Raw genomic sequence first — 12,142 nt, 5'->3', positions numbered from 1 at the left:
GGATGGTTCCCGATGTGCATCCGGAGGCGTTCGTGGCGCCCACGGCGGTTCTCGTCGGGGATGTCGTCGTCGAGGCGGGCGCGTCGGTGTGGTACAACGCGGTTTTGCGAGCGGACTACTCGCGTATCACGGTGCGCCGGGGGGCCAACGTGCAGGACGGCTCGGTGCTGCACGGGCCGCCCGATCTGCCCACGGAGGTCTGTTCCGGGGCCACCGTGGGGCATCTGTGCGTGGTGCACGGCGCGGTCGTCGGCGAGGAAGCACTGATCGGGAACGGCGCCACGGTGCTCGACGGCGCCCGTATCGGGGCGCGCTGCCTGGTCGCGGCCCACTCGCTGGTCCAGGCGGGCGCGGAGTTCGGGCCGGGGCTGCTCATCGCCGGGACTCCCGCGGTCGTCAGGAAGCCCATCGCGGGGACCACCGCCGAACAGTGGGTTAGGACCAATCCCGGCGCGTACCGGGACCTGGCCCGCAGACACACCGCGGGGCTGAGACCGGTTCACTAGTTCAAGGCGAGGAAGCTGCCTCCGGCCGAGATGAGAGTGGCCCAGGAAGCCAAATGTGATCAACCTGTGCCGCCGCCCTCCAGGTCGTCCTGCGCTTGAGGGCGGGCCGGCCGACGCTCGGCGCATGAACCGCTGGGGCGTCACCGGTTACGCCCACCGGCCGTGAACATCGACCACGAGAACAGTCGCAAGAGATTCATGAAGTCACTCTGCTCGCCCAGAGCGATGTCAGTTCTTGGGCCAGAGGAAACTGGCATGCTGTCAAAAAGTTGTGCCGACCTTACTGGTATAGGCATGAGAAATAATGACCCCTTGCTCGAAGTGGGGATTTCGTACACTTTGCCGCCATGGAGGTTTGGTTATGGAAATGGTCTTTCCGCGGATCGACCCGGTCGTCGCGCCGGTCTCCTTCGGCCACGGATCTCATCGGCTGCTGCCGGTGGCACAGGTCGATCTCGGGCATGTGCCACGTGGTGCGGCGATCGTGCTGTGTGACGCCGGTGCCCTGGAGCGAGATGCCGCCGAGGTGATGAACGCCCTGGCCGAGCACGGGTACGAGTCGGTTGCCGTTGACTTGTCCGGGGCGGACGGCGCGTACGCGGTGAGCGACCGGGATCTTGTGAACGATGTGTCAGTGCTGCTGGGACGGTTGGGCGAGCGTGGCTGGACGCCCGAGCAGGTCGGACTGATCGGTTACGGAGCCGGTGGCAGGACGGCGTTGCTGGCAGCGGCCGAGTACGAACTCGGGGCCGCGGTGAGTATCGCCCCGACCGGGGGCGCCGGCGCCCTGTCCCGTGCCTTGCCGCCGCTGGTTCGTATGGCGCGGCCGGTCGTGACGCCTTGGCTCGGCTTGTTCGGAGAACAGGACGAGGAGACGCCGCCGACTGCCGTGCAGCTACTCGGATCTGTTCTGAGTGAATCCCCCGTGTATACCGAACTGATCAGCTACTCCGGTGTCAGTGGGAATTTCTATCACGACACTCGTGAAATCTTGCCTCATTCAGCTGCTTTCGACGCTTGGCAGCGAACGGTGGAGTGGCTCGACCTGCGTGTCGCACCGCGGCAGACGCCGCTGGCCGAGAAATGGCGTCAGCGAGCCGGAAGCGCTCGGGGCGAGTCATCACGGGTGTAGCTGCGCGGAGGCCGCCCACCGTGGTCCGCGCTGTGGGCGTTGAGGACTGATGCAAGTTCCGGAAGCGTGAGACTGGTCGGGTGGGACCGATTGGGGCGGGTGGCGGAGCCGGTACGGGTTTCGTGATCACTGTGCCCAAGCCCGTTGATCGTGAGCTGCCTGTGCCTGCCGCAGTATCTTCCCCTGTCCCCGCTGCCCTGCCGAAGCGTGGGTCCGCTGTACGCAGACCGGGTCGCTGACTTGTGGGTTCTGCGCGAGGGGCATAGCTGAGTTGGCTCAATGAGGCGTGCATGCCTCCAGCGGGCTCTTGGCGGCCCCTGGTGTCCGTCGTCATCCACTCAGGTGGCGACACTGTCCGTCGTCGGCGACGACCGGGCGTGTGCTGGGAGCAGTTGACGGTGACGCCCTGGATCGGGGTCCGACCAGCACCACACCCCGAGCCATGACTGCCTTCCGCAGCCTCGCCCTCGGCGCGCTGAGGATCCTTGAAGTCGGCAGTATCGCCAAGACCACCCGAGCCATCCACCACGAGCCCGAAAGCGCGCTCCGAATCCTGGGCGTCACAGGCGACCCGGACACTCCAGGAACTTGATCAGGTCCTGGGAGCTGACGATCAATAACTCCTTGATTTCGTTGGGGTGTTCAGGGCGGAGGCGGACGGTGTCCCGCGATGGCTGCGAGCTGGTCGTGGGAGGTCACCTTGATCGCTCCGGCGGTGATGGTGTGGCCGAGTGCGTCGAGGTCAGGGGTGGTTTCGCGGACGGCCCTGCCGATCCTCGCCTTGGAGACGCCGAACAGGGTGGCCAGGGTGGCCTGCTGCAGGGACCAGCGCTTGGTGAGGACGGTGGCGAGTAGCTGGTCGGAGGCGGAGAGCAGGCTGGTGCCTGTGTTCCCTCCCCGGTGACGTCCGGGGATGACGACCGGCGGGTGGTCGGCGCGGTAGCGGGTGTAGCGCTCAAGCAGGTCGGCCCAGGCGGCCGGCTCCAGGCCAGTCAGGCTCGGATGGGCGAGCCAGGCGGGGGCTTTGTCCCCTACCGGGAAGCGCCCGAACTCCACTGCTGCTGCTGGGCGTTGTGCCGATAGAGGCTCGGGACGCAGGGTGTAGTTCCAGGTGCCGTGCCACTCGTGCGGGGTGAGGGGGAGGCGGTCCATGACGTCGTCGGGCACGGTGACGCCGGTGGGGTAGGCGCCGGGATCGAGTTCGGCGTGGATGCCCAGGCCGGTGCAGGTGCGGGTTGCGCCGATGGTGTTGACCACGACTTCATGGCTGGTCAGGGGCCTGCCGCGCCAGTTGATGCTGATCTGGGAGAACAAACGGTGTTCTATCTTGTTCCACTTCGAAGTCCCCGGCGGAAAGTGACATACAGTCACCTCCAGGCCGCTCTCGTGGGCGAAGGCTGCGAGTTCCTTCTTCCAGGCGCGGACCCGGTAGCCGTTGGAGCCGCCGGCGTCGGCGGTGACCAGCAGCCGGGAGGCGTGCGGATAGCGGTCTCGTCCCTGTCCGTCCCACCAGCGGCGCAGCGTGGCCACGGCAAATGCGGCAGTGTCGCCGTCGCAGCCCACCGATACCCAGCCGGCGTCCGCGCCGATGTCGTAGATCCCGTACGGCACCGCCTTCTCGGCTCCCTTCTCAGGGAAGTCGTGGGCGCGCACGCGAACCGGCTGCCCGACCCGGTGCCACTCGCGCCCGGCGACCGCGTACGCGCCCAGGGTCTCCTTCTTCTTCGCATCCACACTGATGACCGGCTGCCCGTCCGCGAGATACGCCGCGGCCTGGCCGTTGATGTAGCGGAACTGGGCGTCACGGTCGGGGTGGCGGGCTCCCTCGGTGGTACGCGAGGTGCCCTGCAAGGAAAACCCCTCGGCCTTCAACAGTGCGGCCACCGTGTCGTGACCGACCCGGTGCCCCTGGCGGGACAGCTCCGCGGCCAGGGCACGGGTGGACTTCACGGTCCACCGCAGCGGCGGCTCCGGATCTCCCCGCTGGTCCGGCTCGACCAGCGCGAGCAACGCAGGGACCAGGTCCGGATCGAGATCCCGCAGCCGCTTGCGGCCCGCGCCCACCGCCCGCACCCGACCATCGGGCTCTCCACCCCGTTCGAGCTCGCGCAACCCCCGCGACACCGTGGACTCCGTCACCCCCGCAGCCCCCGCCACCAGGCGAATCCCACCGTGGCCACGCACACGGGCAGCAGCCCCCAGCACCAGCCGTCGCTGCCGCTCGTCCAGATGCGGCAGCAACAGCCCCAGCGCCTCCGACAGTCCCGCCTCAATCCCCTCCGTCACACCCGCATCCTACGAACCAACAGGCCACAGAAATCGAGGAGTTATTGATCGTCAGCTCCCTGGCGGGCGGTGAGCCGCCCGCACGTGCCGTCTGTCGCCATCGAGGCGCTCGTGGCGGGGCCGGATATGCGCAGGAGGGGTCTTGGCGGATCGGCATGCCGGCGCACGGACGGGCTGGGTAGGTGGGCGGCGTCGCAGCCGCCGGTGCGGGCGCCCGCCACCGAGCGTGGTGGAGCACTTGGCCGGCGACGCCATGTCTGTGGCGTCCGGCCGAAGCGCAACTCGATCTCAGGACGGTGGCTGTTCCCTTCGGGGCACCGTCGCTCAGTCGGCCAAGGAGATCATGCAGCGTCTTTCGTGGCATGTCCGTCGGCGTTCGGTTGATGCGTCACCGCCATGGCGGTGACGCATCAACCGAACGGTCGCGTCACCGGTAGACCGCGAACACCTTGTTCGAGTTGAGGATCTCGGTCTGGACGAAGTCGCTCCACTCCAGCTCCATGCCGAGTTCCGACATGGCCCCCAGAAGACAGAACCAGTTGAGCATCTCGTGCTGTCCCGCGTCCACGATGTCGCGCGTGGTCACCTTCAGCCAGGTGTCGTGGTCGCCGGCGACCAGGGCGTCGTAGAGCCTGCGGTCGGACTCGGAGTCCGGACGCAGGTGCCAGTCCTTGTCGTTGAGGAAGGCGTGCGACCAGCTCGACGAGGCGACCAGGGCCACTCGCTTGTCGCTCGCCCGAACCGAACGGCCGACTGCCCGGCCGAGTTCGAAGCAGCGCGCCGGCGACGGGCCCGGCGGGTCGAGCCGCTCTCCGGCGTTGATCTCGGCGAAGCGGGCCATACCGCCCCGGCGTGCGATGACGTGTTCCCCGTAGCAGTTCACCGCGATGGGTACGATCGGATACGGGAACTCCTTCCCCACGTGGTCGTAGTCGAGGAAGATCTGCGTGTTGGCGAAGGCGTGCGGGAAATGGATGCCCTTGCGCTGTTCGTACGAGTAGGCGATGTCCACCCCCGAGGTGATCACGTCGGCCGTGAGCTGCTTGGCGAAGTCCGGCATCCCTCGCATGCGGAAACTCGTGTCCATCGGCAGGCCCCACGCGTTCGGCACCTTGAGCTTCTCCAGCACGGCGAAAGCCTCGACATCGGTGTCGTCATAGGCCAGGACACAGAAGGAGGGGATCACCTCTTCGCGGAAGTTCTCGTACTGGTCGTCGCCCCAGACGACGACCAGATCGGGGCGGAACTCGTCGAGTGCCTCACGGCAGCGGGTCAGGCCGGCGAGCAATTGCGCCCGGTGGGCGGCGGCGGCGCTGGTTCCTTCATCGTCTCCCCACTCCCGCTGGGCGAGTCCGGGCCAGTTGGAGAACTCCTTCCGGTCGGCGGGGATGTCGGGGTCCTTGAGCGTGCTCTTGAGCAGATTGGCCATGTACGTGTCGGCACCCGCCAACATCGGGTAGTGCGTGATGCCGAGACCAAGCACCTGTGCCATGGTCGTTCCTCCCGTGGGTCTACGCGAGGAAGACATACGCGATCCTCCTCGTACCGGATGCGGTACGCGCCCGCAGACACCGGTCTACCTGCCCCGCGGTGCCGTGCCGACGGGTCGTTCTACTGCCTGGAACCTCGCCCCCGGTCGTTGTGGGATACGGCCGTGCCCAGATGGCGGGTGCGGCAGCCGACCCGTTGTGCGGAGGTCGCGGCGGAAAGCGCGTGGCCCGGGCTCCGGCAGGCTACTCCCGGCCGTAGCCAGAGCGGGGAGGTCATGTCCGGCAGGTTTTCCGCTCCGCCGCACGGCGGCACCCCGCGGTGGCTGCCCCTGGTCCTCCAGCGTCCGTCTGCGAGACGGACGCTGGAGGACCAGGGGCGGAGCGGACGGCTCACCAGGACCACCGGGCCTGCCTGCTGTGGGGCGACGCGGCGTCTTCGATCCGGAGATCCGTGGCCGCCGACGAGCTGGGTGGGGGTGCGATGCGCCAACAGCGCACCGCACCCCCACCGTTGGCCGTGTTCCGGGTCAGGGCCTGCCCTCGGTGCGGGCGACCAGGTCGAGGGCGACGTCCGTGATCATGTCCTCCTGGCCGCCGACCATGCCTCGTCGGCCCACCTCGACGAGGATGTCGCGGGTGTCCAGACCGTGCCGGGCGGCGGCGGTCTCCGCGTGGCGCAGGAAACTGGAGTACACGCCGGCGTAGCCGAGGCTGAGGGTCTCGCGGTCCACCCGTACCGGCCGGTCCTGCAGCGGTCGTACGAGATCGTCGGCCGCGTCCATCAACGCGAACAGGTCGCAGCCGTGTTTCCAGCCCATCAGGTCGGCGACGGCGACGAAGGCCTCCAGCGGACAGTTCCCGGCCCCCGCGCCCTGCCCGGCCAGCGAGGCGTCGACGCGTACGGCGCCGCCCTCGACGGCCACGACCGTGTTGGCCACGCCGAGCGCGAGGTTGTGGTGGGCGTGGATGCCCAACTCCGTTTCCGGCTCCAGGACTTCGCGGTAGGCGCGGAAGCGGTCGCGGACGCCGTCCATGGTGAGCCGGCCGCCGGAGTCGGTGACGTACACGCAGCGGGCGCCGTACGACTCCATCAGCTTGGCTTGGCGGGCCAGTTCGGCCGGTTCGGCCATGTGGGACATCATCAGGAACCCGGCGACATCCATGTCCAGCTCCCGCGCGGCGGCGATGTGCTGGGCGGCGATGTCGGCCTCGGTGCAGTGCGTGGCGATACGCACCGAACGGACGCCGAGGCGGTGAGCCTGCTTGAGGTCGTGGACCGTGCCGATGCCAGGGAGGAGGAGGGTGGTCGGGACCGCCCGGCCCACGGCGCCGGTGACGGCCTCGATCCACTCCCAGTCGGTGTGGGCACCGACGCCGTAGTTGACGCTGGAGCCGGCCAGGCCGTCGCCGTGGGAGATCTCGATGGCGGCCACGCCCGCCGCGTCCAGGGCCGTGGCGATGGTGCGGGCCTGGTCGACGGTGTAGCGGTGACGAACGGCGTGCATGCCGTCCCGCAGGGTCACGTCCTGTACGTAGAGCGTGGTCACTTGGCTGACTCCTTGCTGCGGTGGGCAGCCATGCGTTCCGCGGTGCGCAGTGCGGCCGAGGTCATGATGTCGAGGTTTCCGGCGTAGGCCGGGAGGTAGTGGGCCGCGCCCTCGACCTCAAGGAAGACGGACACCTTGAGGGCCTCGCCGGAGCCGGGGGCGAGGGCGCGCAGCGGGTCGTCCGCGGCCACCTTCTCGTACTGCACCTTCTGCTTGAGCCGGTAGCCGGGCACATAGCCCTGCACCCGCCCGACCATCTCCTCGACCGACGCCGTGACGGCCTCGGAGGCGCAGTCGGAGACCAGGCAGTGCACGGTGTCCCGCATGATCAGCGGCGGTTCGGCCGGGTTGAGCACGATGATCGCCTTGCCGCGCCGGGCGCCGCCGACCTTCTCGATGGCCGAGGACGTGGTCTCGGTGAACTCGTCGATGTTGGCGCGGGTGCCCGGTCCGGCCGAGCGGGACGCGATGGACGCGACGATCTCGCCGTAGTGCACGGGTGTCACGGCCGACACGGCGGCCACGATCGGGATGGTGGCCTGGCCGCCGCAGGTCACCATGTTGACGTTCGGCGCGTCCAGGTGCTGTTCGCCGTTGACCGGCGGGACGACATAGGGGCCGAGAGCGGCCGGGGTGAGGTCGACGAGGGCGCGGCCGAGCGGACGCAGCACGTCGTCGTGGTGCCGATGGGCACCGGCCGAGGTCGCGTCGAAGACGATCTCCACGTCGGCGAACTCGTCCAGCGCCACCAGGCCCTCGACGCCCTCGTGCGTGGTGGCGACCTTCAGGCGTCGAGCACGCGCCAGGCCGTCGGAGTCCGGGTCGATGCCCGCCATCGCGGCGATCTCCAGGCTCTCCGACAGACGCAGCAACTTGATCATGAGGTCGGTGCCGATGTTGCCCGACCCGATGACGGCGACTCTGGCGCGGGCTTTGTCGTGGTTGCTCACTGCTGGTCTCCTTCCGCCGCAGCGGCGAAACCGACGCGGACAGAGCCCAGGCCGGAGATGCGGGCCTCGAAGACGTCGCCCTGGGCGGCGGCGGCCATGGGGCCCAGCGCCCCGGTCAGCACCAGGTCGCCCGCACGCAGCGGGTCACCGAGCTCGGCCAGGACCGAGGCCAGCCAGACCGCAGAGTTGACGGGGCTGCCGAGGCAGTCGGTGCCGGTGCCCTCCGAGACGGTCGCACCATTGCGCGTCATGGCCATGGTTGCAGCGCGCAGGTCGACCCGTGTGAGCGGTACGGGGGTGCCACCCAGGACGTACAGGCCGCAGGAGGCGTTGTCGGCGACGGTGTCGACGAGCGAGATGTCCCAGTCCTGCACCCGGCTGTCGACGATCTCCAGGGCGGGCAGGGCGAAGTCGACCGCGCGCAGGACATCCACGAGCGTGCACTCGCGCTCCGGTAGATCCCGCCCGAGGACGAGGGCGACCTCCGCCTCCACCTTGGGCTGGAGCAGTCGCCCGAGCTGCACCTCGCCGCCGTCCGGCACCGCCATGTCCGCGAACAGTGCGCCGAAGTCCGGCTGGTCGACACCGAGTTGCCGCTGCACGGCCACGGAGGTCAGGCCGATCTTGCGGCCGACGATCCGGCGGCCGACGTCCAGGCCGCGCCGGACGTTGAGCTGCTGCACGGCATACGCCGTCTCCAGGTCACCGCCGTCGTCGAACAGAGTCCGCACCGGTGGGCAGGCGGTCCCGGTGCGGACGGCCTCCGTCAGCAGATCGGCGGCCTTGACCACGGCTGGTGGGGCGGCGTCCGGGCGGGCGCCGTCGATAGCGGTCGACACGAGTTGCCTCCAGAAGGGCGTCGGGGGAGCGGGGCTTCGATGGACCCGGCCAGGTTTCCGGTATAGGCATCGCGCCCCCGGGGGACAAACTCTGTTCCGCTGCACGGAACGATTGGGTGGAGCATTCCGGAGACTTCGTCCCAGTCATGCCGGACTCCTCCGGCCGGAGAGCCCGGACCGAGGCGGCTGCGGTCACCGCCGTCCTACGGACTCTGTTCGCGTCGATCCGTCGAGCCGTCGCTTCCGCCCTCCCCGCAGACGCGGGCCGCGCCGGCGCGAAAGGCCTCGCCGACCATCCTGTACCACAGGGCCTCCGCGAGTTCGGGTCCGTCCTCCGCCACCGCCGTGATCCTCGCCTGTCCGCCTTGCGCAACGTGGGCGAAGACTTCCTGATCACATCGTCAGGTTCGGTCAGGGGCGGGTCAGCGGCTGTCCGGCATGGTGTCCGAGTCCACATCACACGGTTGCCGCCTCGACAGGGGCGGGCCGGACGAAAGGCTTCTCCCTGTGCTCGTCGCCTCGCGTCGTCTCGCCGTCCGCCTCCGTGACGACGCCGCCGGTCCTGTCGCCGCAGTCGCGCGGCCGCAGCCCGGCCGGCCGGGCTGGGCGACGGCGTTGGGCGCCAAGGAATACAGCAACATTCCGAGGAACTCGACTCTCGTGTTCAGCGTTGACGTCCTCGGTGCCCAGGGACAGTGGGCCCGCCCTGTCCTCGAGTCCTTGGCCCAAGTGGGAGACAGCCGTGTTTCCAGACCTGTCGGAAGTGCAGGGAACGGACCACGCACCGCAGTGCGAGCGCCCTTCCCGGGAAGGTCATCAGATAGCCGACCGCAGGGGGCGCCGCCCCGTAACTGAAGTCGTCGACCGTTGCGCTCATCCCCTTGTGCACCGCTGCTCTGTGCCGGCGCGTGCGGCGAACCCGGCCGTCGGGGTGCGGTCGTCCAGTCCTGAGGACGGCAGGCGGGAGGCTCCCGAGGCTCGGCGTCGTGAGGGGCACTCGGACTCCGGCATCGCGGAACGGATTCCGATCGTCGGTGTGTCAGTCTCGGGGCGGACCACGGCTGATGCCGCCGGGCCGTCTCAGTACGACGGCGGGCCGTCCAGTTCTCGCCCGGACAGGAGGTAGTCGCGGCACAGTCCGGGGTCGGCCGCCATACGGCGGTAGCATTCGATCCCGGAGTGTAGTCGGGCTTCGTCGTTCGTATGGAAAAGGAACCGCATGGTCTCCGACGACAACGGCGATGCGGTCTCCCTGAAGGCCCGGAGCCGGTCCTCGGCCCACCGGTCGAGCGCGTTCTCGTCCGCTTCGCCGCGAACCACCGGTGCCAGTGCCCGGGCGAGGGTGAAGGCGTCGAACACCCCACAGGCCATACCCAGGGCGCGGGTCGGATTGGTCACGTGGGCCGCGTCACCGGCGAGGATCACCCGTCCCGCGCGCAAACGCTCGGCGGCCCGCTCGTGCACGCGGAAGGCGGACCAGCTCTCGACCGTCTGATCGATCCCGTCGGGAAGGCCGGCTTTGAGCGCCGCGGGCATCCGGTCCACGAGAGATTCCTCCGGCAGCATCCGGCTCTCCGCATAGATGTACCGCCACAGGCCCGTGGGGTCGACAAGGCCGACCAGCGCGCCGTGCTCGGGGTCGATCTGGCAGGATTCCGGGGAGAACCCCAGCGTGGCCAGGTCGACGCGGAGGCCGGCGGCCACGAACCGGTTCGGCCAGGTCATGCCGGGGAACCCCATACCGAGCGAACGGCGGACCTGACTGTGCGCTCCGTCGGCCCCGACCAGCCACTGGGACCGTAGGGTACGTGTTCCGTCGGGGGAGTCGGAGACGAGTGTCACGCCGTGTGCGTCCTGCTCCAGGCCGGTGAGTCTCGTACCCCATTCGATCCGGGCGTGCGGCAGTGCCGACAACCGGTCGGCGACGACCCGGGTCAGGACGTGGGGAGGCACGTGGAGGTTGTACGGATACTCGACCGCGCCCGTGAGTGCGTCCAACCCCAGAACGATCGACTCTCCTGTGCACGGCACCCTGAAAGAGAGCGAGCGCGCGGCGACTCCCTCCCGCCGCAGTTCGCCCAGGACGCCCAACTGCTCGAACCCAGGCAGAACAGAAGAGTCGTACACCATGTCATAGGGAAGCGGCGCGATCCGAGGCCGAGCCTCCCATACCGTCACGTCCACTCCGGCCTGGGCCAGCCCGAGTGCGGCGAGCAGGCCTACTGGGCCGGCCCCGGTGACCACGACACGTCCGTCCGGCATCGTCAACTTCCTTCCGGCCCGCGCCGCATGCCAGTCCCGGATTGTGGCCAGGCTGCTCCAAGCTAAGACGTGACGGCCGGGAGCGGCACGCTGTGTTCCATCCACCGGAACCCTCGTGCGCGCGGCCCGCCCGCGGATTCATACTGGTGACACACGGACGAAACCTCCGAGGTGGCGTTCGTCTCGCGCCGAGGGCGATCGGAGAGTCCATGCTCACTGTCGAGACACCGCCGTCGATCCTGTCCAAGGCGTTCGACCTGCTGCGTGCGTTCAACGCCCATGAGCGCGTCATGACACTGAGCGAGTTGTCCAGGGCCTCTGGGTTGCCCAAGTCGACCGTTCACCGCCTGCTGGCCCGATTGATCGAACTGGGGGCGATCGAGCACCACGGCGCCGGGTACAAGATCGGGCTCGACCTTTTCCAACTCGGTTCCAGCACGCCGGCCGGGGCCATGCGCGACGCGGCCATGCCCTACCTCGCCGCTCTCCACCGGTGGACCGGTCACACGGTGCACCTGGGACTGTTGCGCCGGTTCGAGGTTGTCTACCTGGAGAAGGTCGCCCGGCGGAGCACGCTGTCGGATCCATCCGGGGTGGGCACGCGGCTGCCGGCCAGTTGCACTGCTGTCGGCAAGGCCTTGCTCGCGCACGAGAACCTGGAGGATCTGGCCCACTTCCTGCCGGATCCCCTCCCCGGCCTGACCCCGCGCTCCGTCACCGACGCGGCTCGGCTCATCGCCGAACTCCGGCTGATCCGCCAGGGCGGCCTGGCGCGCGAACACGGGGAGGCCAGGCCGGGCCTGGCCTGCGTCGCGGCGCCGATCGTGGTGAGGGGGTTCGCGGTGGGGGCCGTTTCGGTGGCCTTTCCGGCCGACGCACGGCTCGATCCGAAGACGGGGACGGTACTTCGGGACGCGGTGGCGCAGGTGGCCAACGAGATCCGGCAGCGCCTTCCGGAGCATGCGCTCTGGTTCCCTCACGACATGTGACCGCAGCAGCCGACTCAGGTGCGGCGGTGTCTCACGGGCGGACGACGAAGACCTCGTCCGACTCCGATGACTCCGGTCTGGACGACAACGCTCCGATGGAGGTCGGGACCGAGTCCTCGGGTGGGGCCGAACAGGGGCAGC

Annotated in this window: 9 protein-coding genes; 3 read left to right on the top strand and 6 right to left on the bottom strand. The window is 69.1% G+C overall.

All coding sequences use genetic code 11. The features are described 5' to 3' along the window. The first annotated feature begins 2 nt into the window (after positions 1-2). A complete protein-coding gene (locus tag ACIRPX_RS36805; RefSeq protein ID WP_404203511.1) occupies positions 3-506 on the top strand; it encodes a gamma carbonic anhydrase family protein in 504 nt (167 codons plus the stop codon). Between the two features lie 361 nt (positions 507-867). Further along, positions 868-1,638, top strand: a complete 771-nt coding sequence (locus ACIRPX_RS36800) for a dienelactone hydrolase family protein (RefSeq protein WP_404203509.1) — start codon at positions 868-870, stop codon at positions 1,636-1,638. Between the two features lie 642 nt (positions 1,639-2,280). Here the strand turns inward: ACIRPX_RS36800 and ACIRPX_RS36795 are convergent. The 6 genes from ACIRPX_RS36795 to ACIRPX_RS36770 all read right to left on the bottom strand — a co-directional run bounded on the left by ACIRPX_RS36795 (position 2,281) and on the right by ACIRPX_RS36770 (position 11,012). Then, entirely contained in the window at positions 2,281-3,900 is a 1,620-nt protein-coding gene (locus ACIRPX_RS36795; RefSeq protein ID WP_404203521.1) for an ISAzo13 family transposase, read from the bottom strand. A 451-nt stretch (positions 3,901-4,351) separates the two neighbouring features. Beyond that, positions 4,352-5,416: an extradiol ring-cleavage dioxygenase gene (locus ACIRPX_RS36790; protein ID WP_404203507.1), complete on the bottom strand. Its 1,065-nt coding sequence runs from the start codon at positions 5,414-5,416 to the stop codon at positions 4,352-4,354. 525 nt (positions 5,417-5,941) lie between these two features. After that, a complete protein-coding gene (gene dmpG, locus ACIRPX_RS36785) occupies positions 5,942-6,961 on the bottom strand; it encodes a 4-hydroxy-2-oxovalerate aldolase (RefSeq protein ID WP_404203505.1) in 1,020 nt (339 codons plus the stop codon). Then, positions 6,958-7,911, bottom strand: a complete 954-nt coding sequence (locus ACIRPX_RS36780; protein WP_404203503.1) for an acetaldehyde dehydrogenase (acetylating) — start codon at positions 7,909-7,911, stop codon at positions 6,958-6,960. Before ACIRPX_RS36780 ends, dmpG begins: the two co-directional genes overlap by 4 nt. Further along, positions 7,908-8,750 (bottom strand): 2-keto-4-pentenoate hydratase, encoded by an 843-nt coding sequence (locus tag ACIRPX_RS36775; protein ID WP_404203501.1) that lies wholly within the window; start codon positions 8,748-8,750, stop codon positions 7,908-7,910. The genes ACIRPX_RS36780 and ACIRPX_RS36775 overlap by 4 nt, the downstream gene beginning before the upstream one ends. 1,080 nt (positions 8,751-9,830) lie before the next feature. Next, positions 9,831-11,012, bottom strand: coding sequence for an FAD-dependent oxidoreductase (locus tag ACIRPX_RS36770; protein WP_404203499.1), 1,182 nt, complete (start codon positions 11,010-11,012; stop codon positions 9,831-9,833). A gap of 209 nt (positions 11,013-11,221) precedes the next feature. Between ACIRPX_RS36770 and ACIRPX_RS36765 the strand changes: the two genes are divergently transcribed. Next, positions 11,222-12,001, top strand: coding sequence for an IclR family transcriptional regulator (locus ACIRPX_RS36765; protein ID WP_404203497.1), 780 nt, complete (start codon positions 11,222-11,224; stop codon positions 11,999-12,001). The last annotated feature ends 141 nt before the right edge of the window (positions 12,002-12,142 follow it).

The organism is Streptomyces sp. NPDC101225 (assembly GCF_044767585.1).
In the GTDB taxonomy this organism is placed as follows: domain Bacteria; phylum Actinomycetota; class Actinomycetes; order Streptomycetales; family Streptomycetaceae; genus Streptomyces.
This window is presented reverse-complemented; position numbering and strand designations above follow the sequence as displayed.

What these genes read in the sequence shown, in the direction of transcription:
- ACIRPX_RS36805 (WP_404203511.1), top strand. Translation starts at nt 3, where the DNA reads ATGGTTCCCGATGTGCATCCGGAGGCGTTCGTGGCGCCCACGGCGGTT.
- ACIRPX_RS36800 (WP_404203509.1), top strand. Translation starts at nt 868, where the DNA reads ATGGAAATGGTCTTTCCGCGGATCGACCCGGTCGTCGCGCCGGTCTCC.
- ACIRPX_RS36790 (WP_404203507.1), bottom strand. Translation starts at nt 5,416, where the DNA reads ATGGCACAGGTGCTTGGTCTCGGCATCACGCACTACCCGATGTTGGCG.
- ACIRPX_RS36770 (WP_404203499.1), bottom strand. Translation starts at nt 11,012, where the DNA reads ATGCCGGACGGACGTGTCGTGGTCACCGGGGCCGGCCCAGTAGGCCTG.
- ACIRPX_RS36765 (WP_404203497.1), top strand. Translation starts at nt 11,222, where the DNA reads ATGCTCACTGTCGAGACACCGCCGTCGATCCTGTCCAAGGCGTTCGAC.